Origin of the sequence: Shewanella sp. Arc9-LZ, from assembly GCF_010092445.1 — a bacterium.
Classification (GTDB): domain Bacteria; phylum Pseudomonadota; class Gammaproteobacteria; order Enterobacterales; family Shewanellaceae; genus Shewanella.
This window is the reverse complement of record NZ_CP048031.1, coordinates 2,528,939-2,548,836: the sequence shown is the minus strand read 5'-3', so window position 1 is coordinate 2,548,836 and position 19,898 is coordinate 2,528,939. Positions and strand designations below refer to the sequence as shown.

17 protein-coding genes are annotated in these 19,898 nt (G+C 38.0%); 10 read left to right on the top strand and 7 right to left on the bottom strand.

Translation table 11 applies throughout. The features are described from left to right. Positions 1–34: 34 nt before the first annotated feature. Positions 35–928: an ethanolamine ammonia-lyase subunit EutC gene (gene eutC, locus GUY17_RS10975; protein WP_162023176.1), complete on the bottom strand. Its 894-nt coding sequence runs from the start codon at positions 926–928 to the stop codon at positions 35–37. Then, positions 928–2,331 carry an ethanolamine ammonia-lyase subunit EutB gene (locus tag GUY17_RS10970; RefSeq protein WP_162023175.1) on the bottom strand — a complete coding sequence of 468 codons (1,404 nt, stop codon included), beginning with the start codon at positions 2,329–2,331 and terminating at the stop codon, positions 928–930. The genes eutC and GUY17_RS10970 overlap by 1 nt, the downstream gene beginning before the upstream one ends. Positions 2,332–2,546: 215 nt before the next feature. Between GUY17_RS10970 and GUY17_RS10965 the strand changes: the two genes are divergently transcribed. Together GUY17_RS10965 and GUY17_RS10960 are read left to right on the top strand one after the other, a co-directional pair. Next, positions 2,547–3,506 carry a helix-turn-helix domain-containing protein gene (locus GUY17_RS10965; RefSeq protein ID WP_101087158.1) on the top strand — a complete coding sequence of 320 codons (960 nt, stop codon included), beginning with the start codon at positions 2,547–2,549 and terminating at the stop codon, positions 3,504–3,506. 192 nt (positions 3,507–3,698) lie between these two features. Beyond that, positions 3,699–4,589 carry a dienelactone hydrolase family protein gene (locus tag GUY17_RS10960; RefSeq protein ID WP_162023174.1) on the top strand — a complete coding sequence of 297 codons (891 nt, stop codon included), beginning with the start codon at positions 3,699–3,701 and terminating at the stop codon, positions 4,587–4,589. 22 nt (positions 4,590–4,611) lie between these two features. Here the strand turns inward: GUY17_RS10960 and GUY17_RS10955 are convergent, their stop codons facing one another. Beyond that, positions 4,612–5,520 carry a sensor histidine kinase gene (locus tag GUY17_RS10955; protein ID WP_162023173.1) on the bottom strand — a complete coding sequence of 303 codons (909 nt, stop codon included), beginning with the start codon at positions 5,518–5,520 and terminating at the stop codon, positions 4,612–4,614. After that, the gene (locus tag GUY17_RS10950) at positions 5,513–6,058 is read right to left on the bottom strand and encodes a heme NO-binding domain-containing protein (RefSeq protein ID WP_162023172.1); all 546 of its coding nucleotides are present in this window, start codon (positions 6,056–6,058) and stop codon (positions 5,513–5,515) included. The genes GUY17_RS10955 and GUY17_RS10950 overlap by 8 nt, the downstream gene beginning before the upstream one ends. 185 nt (positions 6,059–6,243) lie before the next feature. On the opposite strand from GUY17_RS10950, the gene GUY17_RS10945 reads away from it, so the two are divergent. From GUY17_RS10945 to GUY17_RS10935, 3 genes are read left to right on the top strand one after another with little or no spacing between them, the layout of a single operon-like run. Continuing rightward, positions 6,244–6,609 (top strand): response regulator, encoded by a 366-nt coding sequence (locus tag GUY17_RS10945; protein WP_162023171.1) that lies wholly within the window; start codon positions 6,244–6,246, stop codon positions 6,607–6,609. Continuing rightward, a complete protein-coding gene (locus GUY17_RS10940) occupies positions 6,606–7,184 on the top strand; it encodes a chemotaxis protein CheC (protein WP_101087163.1) in 579 nt (192 codons plus the stop codon). The genes GUY17_RS10945 and GUY17_RS10940 overlap by 4 nt, the downstream gene beginning before the upstream one ends. A gap of 14 nt (positions 7,185–7,198) precedes the next feature. Then, complete coding sequence (locus GUY17_RS10935) at positions 7,199–8,491, top strand: sensor histidine kinase (RefSeq protein WP_254439810.1); 1,293 nt, start codon at positions 7,199–7,201, stop codon at positions 8,489–8,491. Here GUY17_RS10935 and GUY17_RS10930 read toward each other — a convergent pair. Together GUY17_RS10930 and GUY17_RS10925 are read right to left on the bottom strand one after the other, a co-directional pair. Next, positions 8,480–11,584 (bottom strand): ATP-binding protein, encoded by a 3,105-nt coding sequence (locus GUY17_RS10930; RefSeq protein WP_162023170.1) that lies wholly within the window; start codon positions 11,582–11,584, stop codon positions 8,480–8,482. The two genes, GUY17_RS10935 and GUY17_RS10930, sit on opposite strands and share 12 nt — an antisense overlap. A 90-nt stretch (positions 11,585–11,674) precedes the next feature. Further along, positions 11,675–13,009, bottom strand: a complete 1,335-nt coding sequence (locus tag GUY17_RS10925) for an HD domain-containing phosphohydrolase (RefSeq protein ID WP_162023169.1) — start codon at positions 13,007–13,009, stop codon at positions 11,675–11,677. 100 nt (positions 13,010–13,109) lie between these two features. Between GUY17_RS10925 and GUY17_RS10920 the strand changes: the two genes are divergently transcribed. The 3 genes from GUY17_RS10920 to GUY17_RS10910 are packed head-to-tail and all read left to right on the top strand — an operon-like array spanning position 13,110 to position 16,832. Beyond that, positions 13,110–13,712 (top strand): response regulator, encoded by a 603-nt coding sequence (locus GUY17_RS10920; RefSeq protein ID WP_101087167.1) that lies wholly within the window; start codon positions 13,110–13,112, stop codon positions 13,710–13,712. Beyond that, on the top strand, positions 13,705–15,702 hold the full coding sequence (locus tag GUY17_RS10915; RefSeq protein ID WP_162023168.1) for an EAL domain-containing protein: 1,998 nt from the start codon (positions 13,705–13,707) through the stop codon (positions 15,700–15,702). The genes GUY17_RS10920 and GUY17_RS10915 overlap by 8 nt, the downstream gene beginning before the upstream one ends. Then, a complete protein-coding gene (locus GUY17_RS10910) occupies positions 15,699–16,832 on the top strand; it encodes an HDOD domain-containing protein (protein WP_162023167.1) in 1,134 nt (377 codons plus the stop codon). Before GUY17_RS10915 ends, GUY17_RS10910 begins: the two co-directional genes overlap by 4 nt. 185 nt (positions 16,833–17,017) lie before the next feature. On the opposite strand, the gene GUY17_RS10905 is transcribed toward GUY17_RS10910, so the two are convergent. After that, positions 17,018–17,932: a LysR family transcriptional regulator gene (locus GUY17_RS10905; RefSeq protein WP_162023166.1), complete on the bottom strand. Its 915-nt coding sequence runs from the start codon at positions 17,930–17,932 to the stop codon at positions 17,018–17,020. 354 nt (positions 17,933–18,286) lie between these two features. Between GUY17_RS10905 and GUY17_RS10900 the strand changes: the two genes are divergently transcribed. Together GUY17_RS10900 and GUY17_RS10895 are read left to right on the top strand one after the other, a co-directional pair. After that, complete coding sequence (locus GUY17_RS10900) at positions 18,287–19,021, top strand: histidine phosphatase family protein (RefSeq protein WP_162023165.1); 735 nt, start codon at positions 18,287–18,289, stop codon at positions 19,019–19,021. A gap of 54 nt (positions 19,022–19,075) precedes the next feature. Next, on the top strand, positions 19,076–19,846 hold the full coding sequence (locus GUY17_RS10895; RefSeq protein ID WP_101087172.1) for an SDR family oxidoreductase: 771 nt from the start codon (positions 19,076–19,078) through the stop codon (positions 19,844–19,846). Positions 19,847–19,898: the final 52 nt, after the last annotated feature.

Sequence of the window (19,898 nt, the reverse complement as noted above, 5' to 3'; positions counted from 1 at the left end):
GGTATTTACATTTTTATGTAGAATGTATTTAGGGTTATTCAGCAATTAAAAAGTTTTGAGTTTGTTGTTGGTGTTCAATTACATCGTCTTGAGTGCGATCTTTTAAATTCACTCCTGTTAGTTTGAGTTTTTTAGCTTGTGTTAATAGGTAAACAGCCCGTTTGGCTGCTTCGGTATAAGGCAAGCCAGCAGGGCGAATGTTTGAAATACAATTTCTGCAGGCATCATTAAGCCCCGTTTTAGGCGCCCAAGTGAGATATAAGCCAAGACTGTCTGGTGAGCTGAGTCCCGGGCGTTCGCCGATAAGCACCATCACCACTTGGGCATTTAACAGCTGGCCAATATCATCACCTATGGCAACTCGACCTTGTTCTACTATGGTGATGGGGGCGATATTCCATCCAGAGTGTTGCTGATGTAGTTGACTTAATAACTCGTTGATAAATGGCTTGGCGTTGTTTTGTACCGCTAATGATGACAAACCATCGACCACTACTATGGCAAGGTCGTATTGAGTGTCGGCAGCTTGACCTTGACTGTTCATGTGATGTAGTAAGGTTTTGCGGCCGCTTTCAGCAAGTTTTCTGCCAAGGTCAGGTCTTTGTAAATAGGTGATACGATCATCAACCTGACTGTTAACCCTCATAGGATAAGTCACATTATCCAGTAATAAGATATTGCTTAGATCAATTGCCAGAGCATCGATATTTAGCGGTAAATTCACCGCGTCGCGAGCTTGCGCGTGTGATAATTGGAACGCTAATAACTCTGATGTGGGCAAGCTAATTCCGGCTCTACCAAGGCCAATTCGTGCATCAGTAAAACGGCGAAGGTCGCGCCATGGATTGGAGACTACATTGCCATGTTGATGATGTGATTGAATTGAATCGACAAGGTTGTTCTGTTTATCTACACAATTGGAGTCCATTAATAGTCTCCTTGTAGTGCATACAGTGGTTTAGCAAATGCATTGGGTACCGTGTTGGACAACACAAAATCTGCCGAATTTTTCATAATGTTCATTTTGCTTAACCAGTGTTCAAATTCTGGCGCTGGGCGAGAGCCCAATACACGACGAACATATAAAGCATCATGAAAAGAAGTGGTTTGATAATTCAGCATGATGTCGTCTGAACCTGGTATCCCCATCACAAACGAGCAACCGGCAACCCCCAATAAGGTGAGAAGATTATCCATATCGTTTTGATCGGCTTCGGCATGGTTGGTGTAACACACATCACACCCCATAGGTACACCAAGTAGTTTTGCGCAAAAATGATCTTCTAATCCGGCCCGAGTAATTTCTTTACCATCAAATAAATATTCAGGACCAATAAAGCCAACCACTGTATTCACCAGTAGCGGATTAAACTTGCGCGCGACAGCATAGGCTCTAGCTTCGCAGGTTTGTTGATCTAACCCATGGTGAGCATTAGCAGACAACGAGCTGCCTTGGCCGGTTTCAAAATACATTACGTTATTGCCAACGGTGCCACGCTTTAGACTTAATGCTGCATCTTGTGCTTCTGCTAAGGTATTTAAATTAAACCCAAAACTGCTGTTTGTGGCTTCGGTGCCACCAATTGATTGAAACACCAAATCAACCGGTGCGCCGGCTTCTATACATTCAATGGTGTTAGTGACGTGGGTTAAGACGCAGCTCTGTGTTGGAATGTCATATTTTTGGATCACGTCATCCATCAATTTCATTAGTTTTATGGCTTGCGCTACGTTGTCTGTTGCTGGATTAATGCCAATCACAGCATCGCCATTGCCATACAACAAACCGTCAAGTATTGAAGCTGCAATCCCATTGACATCATCGGTAGGGTGGTTAGGTTGCAAGCGGGTCGATAAATGACCGGGCAAGCCAATGGTATTTCTAAATGCGCTAGTGACATGACATTTTTTAGCCACAAGAATAAGATCTTGATTACGCATAATTTTGCTCACAGCCGCTGCCATTTCAGGTGTGATGCCCATTTTTACTGCGGCTAAAACCTGTGGTGTTACGTAGTCGCTAAGTAGCCAGTTACGAAAATCGCCAACCGTTAAATGGCTAATATAAGCAAATGCACGAGTGTCATGTTCGTCTAAAATTAATCGTGTAACTTCGTCTGTTTCATATGGAATAAACGCTTCGTTAAGGAAGATTTTTAATGGCACATCTGCAAGTGTCATTTGCGCAACAGCTCGTTCTTTCGCTGATTGAGCCATCACTCCGGCTAAGCGATCACCGGATCGCTGTGGCGTTGCTTTAGCCATTAGGTCTGCAAGATGTCGAAATTGATATGTTTGGCTACCTAAGGTGTAGCGATACGATTGACTCATTAATGACCTCGAGGTTAACGATTGAACTTTGGTACAGGTTTTGCTCCTGTAATCGTTAATCAATTAATTTATAAGTTTACATGAGCTTAAATCGTACCAAGTGGCTATCAAGTTTTGGCAAAGTCATTTTTTGTGATTAATTTCAGCTAGATGAAGTTCTTTTTCTTCAGGGTTAGAGTTTGGGTTAACAGTGTTATATCAAGAGGACGTGACAGATGGAGCACCATATTAATCAGTGCGCACCACAAAAGAGCGTGGTCACAACCAACGATATTGATGAGCAGGCGCATAATTTAACTCAATGGCAGCAAGTTTATGATCAAGTCAGTAACGGCAGTTTTTATGGTTGTATAGAAGGGCTTGACTATCCTGAGGCGCATTTATTTAAAGAATTTACTCAGCGTGCACTAAGACAGCAATGCAATATTGCGCCTGAATCAATCTGGTTAGGCATTCCACGTTTTTCAGACCAAAGTAAAATCAATGGTTTACCAGTTGATACTCATCAGTTTATGTGTCGTAGCAGTGATTGTGATTTTGAGTTAATGACCCCAGAACAGTTTACTATTTATGGTTTGGTTATTAATAAACAGATCTTATTCACTATGGCTGAGATCCAAGGTTTGTCACTTAAGAGTTTAACGTCGCAAGGAGCGGAGCGATTAAGTACTAATCCAATGCAACTTAACCAAACCCGTTTTATGATTGAATCACTGATTAACCAAGGTGAATTAGGCTTACATACTGCGTTACAGCAAGATATGTTAAGCACTTTAGCGCTGAATTTATTAACCCAGGAATCATCAAAACAAGTGGTGGCGCCTAGCTATCAACATCGTTTAGCCGTGGTAGAGAAAGTAAAAGAATTCTTGCATGATTATCCTCAACAAGCGGTGACGATAACCCAGCTTTGTGAGCTTACTTTTGTGAGCCGAAGAACCTTGCAGTATAGTTTTGAGAGTATTTTAGGCATTAATCCATTGCGCTTTTTGCGTCTTACACGCTTAAATAATGTGAGGCGTCAGCTGAAACAACCCGACCAAGATACGCCTATTTCGGTGATTGCGGCCAATTGGGGCTTTTGGCATGCTGGCCAATTTACCAAAGATTACACTCAACTCTTTGGAGAAAATCCATCACATACGCTTAAGCGATATCAGCCAGCTCAACCATGACTCATCACAATTGATAGAGTCTTAAATTGTGATAATTAGGCGCACCAAATCAGTTGACCTTAAGCGGCTAATTAAGCGTATAAAATCGGCTGACGATGGTGAATACATTATCTTCAGTTAACATTAACGGTTATCAACTAATATTAATAACCATCAATTAGCGTAATTACATTTGATCAGAAGAGGGAACTTATGCACCACAAATCCGTCGATAATATTCCGCAACAAGCCTTTGATTGGTATGACTCCTATGCTCATGGTGGCATGGACCGTCGTACATTTATGACTAAATTAGGCTCGTTAGTGGCATTAGGTTATTCAATGAGTGTGCTGACTTCGGCATTATTGCCTAATTATGCGCTAGCTGAGCAAGTGTCATTTAATGATGCCGACATTAAAGCCACTTACACTCAATTTGATTCTCCTTTAGGTTATGGCAAAGGCCAGGGCTATTTAGTCGAGCCCACAAGTAAAACAGGGTTATTGCCCGTTGTATTAGTCGTTCATGAAAATCGTGGTTTAAATCCATATATTGAAGATGTTGCTCGCCGTTTAGCGAAAGCGGGGTTTATTGCTTTTGCTCCTGATGCACTTTTTTCACTAGGCGGTTATCCCGGTAATGATGATGAAGGCCGGGCAATGCAGCAATCATTAGACCGCAGCAAAATTGAACAAGACTTTGTTGCGGCCGCCCAGTTTTTAAAATCGCATCAACGCAGTAATGGTAACTTAGGTGCGGTGGGATTTTGTTTTGGCGGCTATATTGTTAATTATCTCGCGGCAGTTGATTCAAATTTGATTCAAGCCGGTGTTCCATTTTATGGCACTCCAGCAGCAAAAGAATTAAGACAAAATATTAAAGCGCCATTATTAATTCAATTAGGCGAGTTAGATGAAAGGGTTAACAATACTTGGCCCGAGTACGAACAAGATTTAAAAGCATTTAAGGTACCCTATACCATGCACATGTATAAAAAAGCCCATCACGGATTTCATAACGATTCTACCAGCAGATATGATGACATTAATGCGGAATTAGCATGGCAGCGGACTGTTGATTTTTTTAATAAAAATATTGGCTAAGTACTTATTTATAATTTATTTTCTATATGGGTGTAGATAAATTAAAGCCAATTTTTATGATGGTACCTTTGTCTAATTCAGACTGTACATCAATCGTCGCATTGTGTTGTTTTAATATCTGCAACACAATCGACATTCCTATACCTGTGCCAGTGCCTACTGGCTTGTTAGTATAAAAAGCATCAAACATTCTTTGTTGCACTTCAGGAGACATACCACAACCATTATCGATAATATTGAGTTGAATCATACCGTCATGCTGCGCCAGTTTGATGGTGATAATCGCGCTATTATTTGCTGACTGTTCACAGGCTTGAATGGCATTAACCAAGATATTGACCAGCACTTGGTTAAGCTCTCCTGAATTAAACCGAATTTTAGGTACCTTGCAAAGTTCTTGTTTAACTTGAATATTTTTTAGTTTTGGGCCTAATAATTTGACTGCCATATCAATGGCACCAGACAAATCAATTTCTGTTAATTCTTCGGAGTCTGTTCTGGCAAAGAACAGCAGGTTTTTAACAATATCTTTAATGCGAAAAAAACCTTGATCGTTATCGGTGATAAGCTCTGGTAAGTCTTCTGTAATAAAATGGATAGTATTTTTGTCGCTTTGACTTAACTGTTCTTTAGGGATTACCTCAATTAAGTCGTTCACATAACTGTTTAACGTGGTGACATTACTGATCACAAACGCTAATGGGTTATTGATTTCATGAGCTACACCAGCAGCGAGAGTCCCCAATAAGGCTAATTTCTCTTGTTGTATCAGTGACTGCTGTTGATTTTTAATTTGTTTAATCTGCTGTTCTAACAACATATTTTTTTCATACACTTGTCTAGTGTAATCTTCTAACAATTGCTCAACTTCAACTCGGGCTTTCTTTTCTCGATGGTAGGCAATGTAATATGGGTTAGATTTATCAATCATTTTTTAACTCTATATTTAAGATGCACTGTTCAGCACCTTGATGCATGCAGGTGTCATGTTTGATGCTAATATTTTGATGATAATAATCAGCTGCACCAAAGATAAGCCCTTCAGCACAAAAACATAATTTACGCGGAGAATAGTATTTGAGTTCAATATTATGGTCATCGATCATTGTCGACATGATGGTAGGTAATGAGGGCTCATCGTAAAGCTTATTCACTTCTACGTGGATGATATTATGAATGCCCATAACGAGTGACGTAAAGTCTGTGAAACGTTCAACAACGGCAGTATGGTTTGCAGCCAAGCCTGAAAATAAAAATTGGCCAAAGGCTTTTATGACATCTTGTAAAGGAAGACCTAAAATCTCGGAGACTTCTGTGGCGATGGCAAATAACTCATTTTCTGGATAGTTGATAGCCGAAACATATACTCTGTCCGCAGGCGCATGTTTTTCCATTAAGTCATTCCATACACCCATACCACATTGTTCAACTATCATGTCTTCAAGTACGTTAAAAATGATACCTTTCATAAAAACCTCAATAGTAATAGATGCTTAATTTGTTAATGGAAAGTTGTGTCTTATTTGTCTTCTGCTGATTATGTCAACTAAAATGAATTAACACCACTGTTTATAAAAAATACTCTATTAAATTTTGACTTTCTGTAAGACTACATCATAATCTAAAGGACAAATGAGACAACCTGGAGATTATAATGCCTATACCTGTAACCATTGCAGATGATTCGATGATGTCAAGAAAAGTAGTTAGGCGTGCACTCCCTGTTGATTGGGATGTTGAAATCACCGAAGCCAAAAATGGCAAAGAGGCAATTGAAGCGGTTGAAGCAGGCAAAGCAGAAGTGCTTTTTTTGGATTTAACTATGCCCGAACTGGACGGATTTGGTGTCCTAAGCTATTTACAGGAACATCATGCTAAAACAGTTGTTATTGTGATTAGCGCGGATATTCAACCCGAAGCTAAAAAATTAGTCGATCGACTTGGGGCATTTCGCTTTTTACATAAACCGCTACAAGCAGAGCAATTATCGCAGGCTTTATCTGACGTGGGGTTAATATGAATGACTATTTAAGTGAAGAACAGCGTGATGCTTTGCAGGAGCTAATGAACATTTCTATGGGGCAAGCAGCCAATTCTCTTGCGAGACTGATTGGCGCTAAGATTACACTTTCTATCCCTCAAATATCGTCAGTTACCCCTACAGAGTTTGTTGAGATGATCAACTTAGACACCATGTGGCATACCAGGCAGTCTTTTCTGGGTACAGTGAAAGGGGAAGTACTTTCCCTGCAATCCAAACAGGGCTGTGAAGCCATTGCTGAATTGATGGATTACGAATTGCCATTGTCTAACATTACCCAAGAAGAGTTATTACTGGAATTATCTAATATTCTTGCTGGGGCCTGCTTAAATGGTTTTGCACAACAATTAACATTGAATACAAAATTAAGTATGCCAACAGTATTTGACCCAACACTTCTTTCTGCGGGTCATTATCGCTGGGGCAACACATTATTAATGGAAGTTGAATTTAAAATAGAATCTAGTCGATTTGATTCTAAAATAATGATTTGTTTAGAAGCTGACTCAATTTCGATTGTTTTAACCAAATTAAATGAGTTATTGGAGTCATGATGGCAACAGAGTCCATGTTACAGAATCTAACAGCAAAACTTCCCTTAGGTGTTTGTGTGCTGAATGATCAGTTTGAGATTGAGTATTGGAATGACTTTTTTGCCGATCGCCTCAAGATTAGCAGCGATGATGTTAGAGGGCTGAATTTATTAGAGATGTTTCCAGACCAAGCTACGTATTTAAAGAAAAAAATCAACAGTGTCTTTATATTAAATAATGCCAGTTTTTCTTATTGGGAACATAAGCCGCACGTTTTTGTGTTTGGCAGTAGCCGTCCAATTACGGGTGAAGAAACCTTGATGTATCAAAATATTGAGTTTCTACCATTGGATGTGTCTAATAATACGGTTAAAACAGTCTGTATGATTGTGCAAGATGTGACTGAACTTGCCAGTTATTATCAAGGCCAAAAAGGATTAACTCAACAACTGGCGCAAGAACATTCTGTTTTGCTAGAGTTAAACAATAAACTTGAAGCTGCACAGAATCAATTATTACAATCAGAGAAAATGGCTGCAATTGGACAATTAGCCGCTGGTGTTGCGCATGAAATTAATAATCCGATTGGCTTCATCTTTTCAAATTTACAAATTTTACAAGATTACTCGAGTAAGCTACTAAAACTGGTTAGTTTTTATGAAAAAGTGATTGATAAAACCAAAAATCAAACTTTTATTAATCTTCAACAAGACATGCAACAACGCATGCAATATCCTTTTTTACGCGACGATATGCCAGATTTAGTCAGTGAATCTATCGAAGGTATTGAACGGGTAACCGATATAGTCAGAAGCTTGAAAGCATTTTCTCATGTTGATAGCAGTGAATGGGAAAACTGTAATGTCATTGATGGCATCGAAAGCACCTTAAAAATTGCCAATAGCCAATTTAAACACAAAATCGAAATTCATCGCGATTATCAAGAGTCTGTACCTCTATTGTTATGCCAGCCAATGCAATTGAATCAGGTATTTCTTAATATATTGGTCAATGCGGCACAAGCGATCGAAAATAAAGGCCACATTTATATCTCAGTGCGCGGCGATGATACTGAGGTCACTATTGAGATAAAAGATACCGGCAGTGGTATTGGCGAGAGCGCGATACGTAAAATATTTGAGCCTTTTTATACGACCAAACCCGTAGGTCAGGGCACTGGTTTAGGCCTGTCCTTGTCCTACAGTATCATTCAAAAACATAACGGCAAGATATCGGTTAGTTCGTCTGTGAATGTTGGCACGACTTTTACCATCATTTTACCCTTATTACCCCCAGGTGAAATTGATAAAACACATCTAAGCATCTGAATCTGTAATTAATTTATTTAAACTAGAATTGAATTTTTTGCATACGTCATGTAGATTTTCTCCAGCCTTTAAGCCTATTTCGGCTTGTTTTGCTGATTCGCTGACATTATCTAACCCTAAGCAAGCACTGGTTCCTTTAATTTTGTGAAATAAATTCTTAACTTGATCGTGATCTGCACTTGATGCAAGTAAGATGAGTTGGTCGGGCATTGCTCGTAAACTATCTAGATACTCTAGGCGTAAGTTTTTAATTTCATTTAACATGTCTAATTCGTCTTGTGTTTTTACATCGTCGTTATCTGGTTTTGATACGTTGGTTTGATGCTTGTCAAAACATCGAGTGATGGTTTGCAATAATTGCGTTTTATCAATGGGTTTGTTCAATACTGCATTGAAAGGCGAGACGGTATTCTGTGAGTGTTCTTCTTTAAATACGTCCGCACTTAATGAAATAATGGGTTTGGTAAAGTGCCTGTTTCTTAACACTTGGGCAGCCTGGTATCCGTCCATAATGGGCATTTGTTGATCCATGATAATAATATCTGGCTGATCTTTGTCGACGATATCAACAGCCTGCTTACCATTTTCAGCAAATAATATTTTCATCTTTAACGGTTTGACATAAACAGCAATGAGTTGGCGTATATCCTCTACATCATCAACAATAAGCAGTGTGCCGCCTAATACTCGTTGAGTAAATGTTGTCGAGTTAACGTGTTCTAGTGGCTTACTCATGGATCTTGTATTGGTAGTAGGCAACGTTAGTGTGAAAGTGGATCCTTGACCCAATTTACTTTTCACGGTTAATAATAACCCCATGGCATCAGCGAGTTGTTTACTGATATACAATCCTAGGCCAGTGCCACCATAATCCCGGCTTATACTTACGTCTGCTTGCTTAAATGCTGCAAATAGAGTGAGTTGTTGTTCATCACTCATTCCAATACCTTCATCTATGATTTGAACAGTACAAGTATTATCAGGTGATTTATGTGCTTTTAGTATAATAGTGCCATTGGCTGTAAATTTAACGGCATTACTGAGTAAATTAAGTAAAATTTGTTGTAGCCTAAAGGGATCAACCATGACATATAAGTCAGATATGTCCTCTATTGCACACTGTATTGATAGCCCTTTAGATTTAGCAATTTGTGATGAACTATCAATTGAATTCACTAGAAAGTCTCTAAGGCCGATAGGCTGTAAATCAAACGTCATTTTACCTTCATCAATTTTAGCGGTATCTAAGATGTCGTTAATAACATTTTGTAGATGTAAGGTATTTTGCCGAATACGATTCAACACTTGTTGGGTTTCACCATTTGTGTGGTTAAGTAACTCTTCTGTGAATCCTTTTATGATAGTGATAGGCGTGCGTATCTCATGGCTCATATTCGCTAAAAAACGAGTCTTGATAGCTGCTAATTGATTTGCTCTGTCGCGCTCTTGTTCTAGTTGTAATGTTCTTTCTTTCACTCTGTCTTCTAATTGATTGTTCAACGTTTTGACTTCAGCCATTGAATTCATCATTGCTTCTCTTGAATTAATAACACGTTCATTAAGGTTATTTATACTTTGAGTCAGTATCTCAAATTCTCGCGCTGAATAGTTAAAATGCAGCGGTTGATTGATTCGTTTATCAGTGCCTAATTGATGTGTGAATTCTGTAATTTTTTCGAGTGTTTCCGTATAGTTATGCACTAAACGACCTGATAATGACGTGATATATTTCAATAGTAATAATGAAGATAACATTGCGATACTAAGATAAATTAAATAGCGAACAACAAAAGGGGTTGTTTCTTGATAATGTATTGTTGACCAATTTAATTTATCTAATTGGCTTTTTACTAGTATGTAACGAGCATCTGTTGTGAAAACAATGGGTTTTGCCGTGTTAAAAAACAACTGTTGCAGTAATGAAGGATGATATGGTTCAAATATTGCGTGTTCATTCCAAACATCGCCTAATTCCCCTAAGTGATTGCTTCCCCATATCTTTTTCGACTGCCGATCAAGTATAATCGTGTTTGGACTGATGTTATCAGTAAACGCTAATGTTTTGGTGAGAGTGTCTAGAACGACCGAAACTTCGACCACGCCATCAAAAATACCGTCTAGATAAATAGGTGCACTCACGGCAAAAAGCAGGTCTTCTCCGAGGGCTCTACCTTTAAAACTCTCACTCACAAAACTAGTATTAATTGTTTTGGGTTGACTGAAATAACTGCGGTCAGTAACAGACATATTGTTAATCGGTAGTTTCGATACACCAGCTTTGTAAAATTGTGTCACGATGCCATTTTTATCGGTCACCAATGTCGAGATAAATTCAGGTTCCTGGCCGTTAAGTGTTTGTAGAGTATGTGTATCTATATTTTTATGTCCTAAGCTGGCAACGAGCTCAGTATTACTGATATATCGTTCTATATGCCGCTGTATTTTTGACACAAACACATTTTGCTCATCTTGATAAAATTGTAGTTGCGATGATAAATGCAGTCCGATTGCTGCTTGCAAAATAAATGCAATCAATATTGTGCATGGCACTGCACTGTATAGTCCAATTCGGTGACTCAGTTGAAGACGCAAACTTTGCTGTTTTTGATTTAATGGGGTGATGGTGATGGTATTAAGCATCAATGCGGTTTTGGTACACAGGGCAAAAAGACAGCAGTGTAACATGGTGGCAATGATCCATAACATCGTTGTACTTTTTAAAGAATCATTACCCAATAGGTAATCAAGGGCAAAGATTGATATGGAATATACACAAAATATAGGCCATAAAGACTGCTTAAGATTGAGCCTAAGCCACATAAGAAACATTAATTGTAAAACGCAATTACCAATAACTAATGGGCTTTCTAGTGGTAAGCAAACAATGATTAACGATAATAACGACCAAGTGAAACCTAATCGAAATAGTATAATTGAAAACGCAATATTACCCACAAGAAACGGCACAACAATGGGAATGTCAATTGCCATGGTATTAGCAACCAAGCAAAGAAATGTGGTGTAGATAAAAAACCACATGCGCCTTGTAGAAAATGCCTTTGAGAAAAACAGTTTTATTAACATGTTTTTCATAATAATTCACCGTTAAAACATATGTGGATAAATAGTAACAATGTAGATGCGATTATCGTGTTATACATTCTTTTGTTCTGCCTGATCAGGTCACTTTTCAACTTTCTCTGCTTTTATCAGTAACGTTTCTTTGTGTCTCTTTTCATAACTCTGTAAGTTATTGATTGTTTTAGCACAAAAGATATGTCCCTTTGGTAGTAGTAGCATATGCTTACGATTATAGAGATTTTGACTAAGTCGCATACCAATAGATATTTCTCCTATGTGTATGCCATTTGAGAACTCTTCTTCAGAATAATGAATGTTTTCTTTATTATTTTCATTACTAAATATTAATTTACCCAATGCTTCAACCACTTTTGGGTCGTATAAAATACCTTGTTGAAGCATTATCAGTTTATATACTTGTTCTTTTGTCGGCTCTTGAATATTTTTTTTAGGCAGAAATTCATGCCAAAAATCTCTAGCAACGGATAAAATTCGCGATCCTATGTGAATATTTTTGCCCGCTGTCTGTAATGGCTCTCCGGTACCATTATATTGTTCATATTGACTAGCAATAATTTCACTCATTACAGATAAATGAACGGCAGGTGTTAAAATTTCTTCTGCTAATTGAGGGTGACGCATAAAATGTTTTTGGTCAGCACTAGTCAGTTCATCATATGGCTTATTTAGGCAATAAGAAGGTAACCCTAATTTGCCTAGCTCGGAATATAATCCTGCTTTAGTAATAATTTCGACTCCAGGTGGAGTGATGCCTAATAGGTTAGCGATGTTATTGCAGGTTTCACTGATTTTAAGTGCAAACTGACCGTTTATTTCCGGATTGATACTAATTAAATTATAAAGCACTTCTAATGTGGCTTTCTGTTCATTACCTCGATTATTGGCCAAGGTTTTATATTGTTGTAAACTTTGTTTTAGTTGTTGGGTTCGTTGCTGTACCGTGTCTTCTAGATTGGTATTCAATTGTTTTAGTTGTTTATTTTGAACTGCAATTTTCTTTGTCAGTTCTTTATTTTTTTTAAGTAGGCGATAAGTCTCTAGCCCCTCATTAACTTGTGCAAGTAGTTCAGTATTATCCCAAGGCTTTTGAATATAACGATGAATTTTACCGATATTAATGGCCGCAACAGTAGATTGAATATCCGAGTATCCAGTCATCAAAATACGATAACTGTCAGGCTGCATTACGGCTGCTTGTGCAAGAAACTCTGCACCTGTCATATTCGGCATTCGCATATCAGAAATGATCAGGTTCACTTTGTGTTGTTGCATTATTTCTAGTGCTTGTTTACCACTAGAAGCTTGTAATAGTTGAACATTTGATGAAAAAAATACACGTTGTAAAGACTTTAAAATACTGGTCTCATCGTCTACACATAAAATTACAGGTAAATCTGCAGTTTCTAATTGTTTCATATGTTCCTAAATTTACGATGTCTTCAATGTCTCATTTGTCTCATTGATTAAGTTATGCTATAAATGACAACTAATCAAGTTTTATGATGAGTGATAAAATATGAAAACGTTACGACCCAGTGTCATTGCGCAGTATTGTGATGTGCATCATAGGACTGTTAGTCGTTGGATTTCGCAAGGTCGGTTAAAAGGACATAAATTGCCGGGTAGGGGTAATTACCGAGTTCTACTGGACGATTTTATTTTGTTTTTACAACAACAAAAAATGCCAATGCCTGAAGAATTAATGAGTTACTGTGAGGATATAGAGACTGATTCCGACTCAGGTTCTGCATCACCAAAACGTATTTTAATTATTGATGATGAAACTGAAATTAGAAATGCAATACGCCGAGTTTTATCATCAAGCGGTTATTATTTCTCTTTTGCCGCAGATGGATTTCACGCGGGAGTTAAATTACTCAGTGATAAACCTGATTTGATTACACTTGACCTTGCAATGCCTAGTTTAGATGGTTTTGAAGTATTGCAATTTATCCGTCAACAGCCAGAATTAGCGGAATTAAAAATCCTTGTGTTGTCTGGATTATCTGAACATGAATTGCAAAAGGCCTTAGATTTAGGTGCTGATGCGGTATTATCAAAACCGTTTGATAACGACAAGCTGCGATCTTTAGTCAACAGTCTTTTAATTAATGGGTAAAATTATGAAGCAAAAGCTACTCATTGTTGATGATGAACAGTCCATATTACGAGCGTTAAAAAGATTGTTCACGCGTGTAGGTTATCAAGTATTTATTGCTGATAACGGTAAAGAAGCTTTAGAGATCATGTCTAAAGAAGCATGTCCTGTCGTTATTTCAGATTATCGTATGCCTATGATGAATGGGTCTGATTTACTGCTAGCAATAAAATCTATGCAACCTAATACGGTGTGTATGGTGCTTAGTGGTTCGTCTGATTTTAATTCTATATTAACGCTGCTTAACTCTCGTACTGTATTTCGTTTTTTACAAAAACCATGGGACGACAATGCACTTGTTATTGAGGTCGAGAAGGCCTTTTGTCAATACCACAGTAAACAACAAAGAAGTATTATTGCTGATCTACTCGCCAGCAGTGATGAAGCTGTAATCGAGCTTTTTCCACATGGTCAAATAGGTAGGTTCAATGGCTTATCTAAAAAGATACTTGCAATAAGAAACGAAAATACATTATTAAATGACCTGTTTCCGTATTGTACTGATCGTTGCATTGACTATTTATTTAGCCCTAACGTTGAAACCCCGACATTACAAACGACTCAAGGCGAAAGTGTTATGTTTAGCCTTAAGCATGTGACCGATAATTCTAGATTTTTTTCCATTTCAATCGCATCAGACGTTGATAATAATGTCCTTTGTGAGTCAAAAACGCTAATCGATCAAACAAGTTTATTAAGCACTGCGCAAACATTACTTGAGACAGATAAATCATTTGCTTTGGTGGCTATACATCTAAAAAATTATGGCTACTGGGCTGATATGCTAGGCGATATTGATTCTGTTGCATTATTTAATGAGATACACACAACATTAATAATGGAATGTGAAAGGTTTAATCACCGAATATCTGTATTACCGAATGAATATTTTGTGATTCTTGTTGCTAACTATGTATCGGAGATTGAATTACACAGTCAACTAGATAATATTTTTTCATCGTTTACTGACAAAAAATATGCTGAAAAAACCGTACGCATTGAATTTACGATTAGCTATTGCATTGCTCCAAGTGATGGCGCGAGTGCACAGCAGTTATTCAGTAATGCATTGGTCAGTAACAGACTGCATAGTAATGGAAACTCTCATTTTTACATGCGTTTTGACGACTCAATCATCGAGCAGAAACGCAAACAATTATTTACAAGTAAAGCCTTATATCATGCCATTGAAAATCAAGAGTTATTTTTAAACTTTCAACCTAAGTACGATTTAAGATTACGTAAAATTGCTAGTTGTGAAGTACTGTTACGCTGGAATAGTCCAGAGTTAGGAATGGTCTCTCCAGACGTATTTATTCCAATAGCGGAGCAAGAAGGGCAAATTATTGAAATAGGCTACTGGGTAATTGAAAAAACCTGTTTAGCGATTTCAAATTGGCTTAAAAACGGAATCGTTCTCGATCATGTTGCTGTTAATATCTCTGGAAAGCAATTATCTGAACCCGATTTTATACCAAGAGTCGAAGCGTTATTGAAAGGTTTCGATATCGACATGTCAATTCTCGAATTTGAATTAACAGAGTCATGGTTGGTTGATAATATTGAAGAAAGTGCAGAGAAACTGGCTAGACTTAAAAAAGCAGGGATCAGTATTGCGATTGATGATTTTGGTACGGGCTATTCATCTTTGTCTTATTTATCAAAATTGCCAATCGATGTGCTTAAAATAGATCGGTCTTTAATCATCGACATTGCCAGTAATTTAAACACTCAAAGCATGATCGCTAACATTACCCGTATGGCCCATGATTTAGGTATGAAAGTGGTGGTTGAAGGAGTAGAGTATTTTGACCAAATTCCAATTCTTGAACGGCTGAATTGTGACATTATCCAAGGCTATGTTATTGCTCGCCCTCAAATAGAGGAGCAGTTTATTTCTTTAATTTCTGATCCTAATTTTTCAGTTGCCAGATTAATGGGTGATTTATGAAAACATTAACTGTACTGTTTATTGATGACGATATTTTTATGCTTAAAGCGCTAAATAGAGTCGCAAGTCGTCTCAAACCACATTGGCAATTTTATTTATGCAGTGATCCACTTCATTGGCAGCAGGCTTTGCCTGATGGGGCCATTGTCGATACCGTGATTTGTGATTACTTAATGCCAGATATTAATGGTGATGAGCTGCTAAAACAGGTTTCTCAAATAATGCCGTCGGCATTACGGGTGTTATTAACCGGTGACACCGCCGAGGATGTTGTGTCTAAAGTAACAGAAATTGCCCATTTTGTGTTGAAAAAACCTTTTACACAACAAGACATAAATGATGTTTTTTGCTCATTAGAACACTTAAATACCCTAGATATAGAACAACCTCTACGAAATAAACTGGGTCGTATCGGGTACTTTTTTGCATTACCAGATATCGCGAGACAAATTCAGTCTATGTTCGCCAATGAAGAAGTTGATATCTCTCATGCCGCGGACATAATTCACCAGGAAAGTGTTATCGCTGCCAAGCTGATACAAATCGCAAACTCAGCTTTCTTAGGCTACAGCCGCAAGACTGTGAGCTTGGAAGAGGCCATAAAACGTTTAGGTCTTAAAATGACTGAAACGATCGTTGTTAGTATGGTCGTTGATCAAGCATTAGCCTTAAGAGTGCCAGAAAAAGCACATAAAAAAATTAATGAATGGTCATTTAATTATTCTCGATTATGTCGTCAGTTAAGTAAGTCGATGGGATTTAGCATTGAGCAGCAAGATGTTGTTTTTATAGCTGCTTTACTCAGTGGTATTGGCCATTTAGTGCTAATGTCTGAAACAAACGAGCATGTTGATTTTGATTCAGATGACACTCATACCATGCTTGCAGATGCGACTGTCTTGACGGTTTATATCTTGACACTTTGGGGTTACCCACTTGATCTATGTGAACTGATTTTAATGCAAGATAAACCGGATTTTAATGCCACTGGATTAAACGTGAATACTCTGGGATTAATTTTGTATGTTGTCAATTTATCATTAACTAATCAACTCGATGAACCGTCAAAAAATGAGCTGTTAAATTTAGTTGTCGATGTCGATATTAGGCAATGGATCAGCAACTCTTAGTGTATAAAATTGATTGAACAGTCTTTAGGTTTATTAGGTGAACATATCAATTTACTGCAAGAACACAGTTTGATGGATAATTACCTGCAGTGTTAATTAAACGGCAATATATAAGGGGCATGTCCTTATATATTGCGTGAAAAAATATAGTTGGCATTTAAGCTCAATCATTACCTATATGAATGTCAATTTTTCTCTATGCGAGTATTTGTTGCCGCAATAATCATTTTGTTTCTAAGCCATTTGTTAGCCGGTTCTTTGTCGACGTTAACATGCCAATATAAATGCACGCCAATATCAGGTAATTCCACTGGCATAGGGTAAATAGCAATATCAAGCATCTTGCTATACATGGCTGCGGCGGTTTTGGGTAATGTGAGCAACATATCGTTATTTAAGATGACTTGGCACGCTGATAAAGCATGCTGGCAACGTAATGAGATTTTACGATGCAAACCAATACGAGAAAGTTCAAAATCTTCCAAGCTAGGGCCCGTTGAGCGAGATGAAACTAGCACGTGATTTAACCGAAGGTAAGTATCTAAATCAAGTTCTGGTGTAATAGCTGGGTGGTTTTTACGAGCGACAACAACCAGTTGGTCTACTTCTAATTGGATGTGCATAATGTTATTACTGACAGGGATTAGGGTATCAATTGCCAAATCAATATCACCGCTGGCAAGTTTGTTTTCGAGTTCCGTTCGTCTGACCCTTTTATTACTGCGTAAATTGATTGCCGGAGACTCTAACGACAAACTTTGCTGCAATATCGGTAAATAGTAGGGTTCTAACGAGCCATGTAATGACAGTGAAAAACTCTTACGTGAGGTTAAGGGTTCAAACTGCCGCGATTGTACTAAACACACCTGTAGTTGATGTAATGCTTCGCGCACGTCATCAATGACATTCTTTGCCACCGGTGTTGGCCGCATTTCATTGCCTTGCCTGATAAACAAAGCATCATCAAAATGAGTGCGCAATTTACCTAATGAATGACTCACTGCTGGTTGCGATAAATTTAGCACTGACGCTGCTTTGGTTATGTTTCCTTCACAATAAATCGCATCGAAAACCACAAACAAATTCAAATCAATTTTCATACTCACTCCGGTGATCTCACGGTGTACGTTGATAACACCTCAACTCATATCTGCTATTTTTGATCTAACATCTACTATTTAAATTATAAATAGTAGGGTATTAGAACTATTCATTTGTTCAATTTAGATGTTGCTATTAGCATAGTCAAGTAGATTCGGTGCAGTACAAAAAATGGCTAAATATACGCTAAAAGTATTAATTATTAACATCTACTACAGATATTCGAAAATAATTCAATATTGCTTTCAAGGTTGTTAAACCTAGATTAACGACAATCTAAACAATAAGTTAAACAGTGAGTTAATTTTTTACTTTTGTATTGAACCATCATTTTAATCAGTTAGAGACCTAATATGGCAGCAATTTATTTGATTCGACACGGGCAGGCATCTTTTGGAAGCACTGATTACGATCAACTGTCAGATAAAGGTAGCCAGCAAGCGACAATATTAGGTCAGTACTGGCGCGCTAGGGCTATCCCCAGCAAGTTTTATAGTGGTGATTTATTGCGTCATGGCCAAACGTTAACCAGCTTTGTAAAAGGATACCAAGGTGAATCAACACCCATGATTATCCATTCTGGCTTTAATGAGTTTGACCATGTAGATATTTTAAAAAAGTACAATGACCAGTGGCAAAACTTTGCAGAAATGAGTCTAGAAATTAGTCAACGTAATGAACCGAATAAAACGCTACAAAAAGAATTTTCTCAAGCACTCAGTCGTTGGATTGCTGGTGATAAAGATCATGAATACAAAGAGAGTTGGCCACAATTTAAAGCGCGTTGTATTCGGGCTCTGCACAATATTATTGAACAAGAATTAGCAAAAAATCGTGAGATTACTACCGCTGGAAATAACACAAAAAAATCAAAAGACATTTTAGTGTTTACTTCAGGAGGGACTATTTCAGCAATCGTGCAACACATTTTACAATTGAACGATCAGCAAACATTAGCCTTGAATCAGCAGGCTAGAAATACAGGTGTCACTAAACTGTTATTTTCTGAAAACATGTTGAGTGTTGATTATTTTAATAACTACAGTCACTTAGAGCAGGCTGGCGATGACTGGGTAACCTTTAGGTAATCACGAGGCTCTTTAGCGCTTTGAACCATTAATCAAAAATATAAAGGAAAAAACATGAACAATGTCAATTTGTTTGATTTAACAGGGAAGGTTGCCTTAGTGACTGGTGCAAGTCGTGGTATTGGCGAAAGTGTTGCCAAACTATTAGCTCAGTACGGTGCTCATGTGATTGTATCAAGTCGAAAAATTGAAGCTTGCCAGATAGTGGTTGATGAGATTGTTAAAGCCGGCGGCAGTGCACAAGCCATCGCGTGTCACATTGGCGACATGGATCAAATAGAGTCGATTTTCGCCGCCATTACAGAGCAACATGGCAAATTAGATATTCTGGTGAATAACGCTGCGGCCAATCCTTATTTTGGTCACATTATTGATACTGACTTAATCGCCTTTCAAAAAACCGTCGACGTTAACATTCGTGGTTACTTCTTTATGTCGACCAAAGGCGCAAAATTAATGAAAGACAGTGGCGGTGGTTCAATCATTAACGTGGCGTCTGTTAATGGCGTCATCCCAGGAGATTTCCAAGGTATTTACTCTATTACTAAAGCGGCTGTTATTTCAATGACACAAGCATTCGCAAAAGAATGCGCCCAATTCAATATCCGCGTTAACGCATTACTCCCAGGTGGAACTGATACTAAGTTTGCTTCTGCATTAGTCGATAACCCAGCCATTTTGAAGCAAATGATGCACCACGTGCCAATGAAGCGCGTTGCTCAACCAGACGAAATGGCCGGCACTGTGTTGTATCTCGCATCTAACGCATCAAGTTACACCACAGGTACCGCCATCAATGTTGACGGCGGTTATCTGATTGGGTAATGAATTGATTAGTATAAGAAAAAAACAGATAAATAAAAACTATAACACGCTA

Bases quoted from the DNA above. Each gene is read 5' to 3' on its own strand.
- eutC (WP_162023176.1), bottom strand. From the start codon at position 928: ATGGACTCCAATTGTGTAGATAAACAGAACAACCTTGTCGATTCAATT.
- GUY17_RS10970 (WP_162023175.1), bottom strand. From the start codon at position 2,331: ATGAGTCAATCGTATCGCTACACCTTAGGTAGCCAAACATATCAATTT.
- GUY17_RS10965 (WP_101087158.1), top strand. From the start codon at position 2,547: ATGGAGCACCATATTAATCAGTGCGCACCACAAAAGAGCGTGGTCACA.
- GUY17_RS10960 (WP_162023174.1), top strand. From the start codon at position 3,699: ATGCACCACAAATCCGTCGATAATATTCCGCAACAAGCCTTTGATTGG.
- GUY17_RS10955 (WP_162023173.1), bottom strand. From the start codon at position 5,520: ATGATTGATAAATCTAACCCATATTACATTGCCTACCATCGAGAAAAG.
- GUY17_RS10950 (WP_162023172.1), bottom strand. From the start codon at position 6,058: ATGAAAGGTATCATTTTTAACGTACTTGAAGACATGATAGTTGAACAA.
- GUY17_RS10945 (WP_162023171.1), top strand. From the start codon at position 6,244: ATGCCTATACCTGTAACCATTGCAGATGATTCGATGATGTCAAGAAAA.
- GUY17_RS10940 (WP_101087163.1), top strand. From the start codon at position 6,606: ATGAATGACTATTTAAGTGAAGAACAGCGTGATGCTTTGCAGGAGCTA.
- GUY17_RS10935 (WP_254439810.1), top strand. From the start codon at position 7,199: ATGTTACAGAATCTAACAGCAAAACTTCCCTTAGGTGTTTGTGTGCTG.
- GUY17_RS10930 (WP_162023170.1), bottom strand. From the start codon at position 11,584: ATGAAAAACATGTTAATAAAACTGTTTTTCTCAAAGGCATTTTCTACA.
- GUY17_RS10925 (WP_162023169.1), bottom strand. From the start codon at position 13,009: ATGAAACAATTAGAAACTGCAGATTTACCTGTAATTTTATGTGTAGAC.
- GUY17_RS10920 (WP_101087167.1), top strand. From the start codon at position 13,110: ATGAAAACGTTACGACCCAGTGTCATTGCGCAGTATTGTGATGTGCAT.
- GUY17_RS10915 (WP_162023168.1), top strand. From the start codon at position 13,705: ATGGGTAAAATTATGAAGCAAAAGCTACTCATTGTTGATGATGAACAG.
- GUY17_RS10910 (WP_162023167.1), top strand. From the start codon at position 15,699: ATGAAAACATTAACTGTACTGTTTATTGATGACGATATTTTTATGCTT.
- GUY17_RS10905 (WP_162023166.1), bottom strand. From the start codon at position 17,932: ATGAAAATTGATTTGAATTTGTTTGTGGTTTTCGATGCGATTTATTGT.
- GUY17_RS10900 (WP_162023165.1), top strand. From the start codon at position 18,287: ATGGCAGCAATTTATTTGATTCGACACGGGCAGGCATCTTTTGGAAGC.
- GUY17_RS10895 (WP_101087172.1), top strand. From the start codon at position 19,076: ATGAACAATGTCAATTTGTTTGATTTAACAGGGAAGGTTGCCTTAGTG.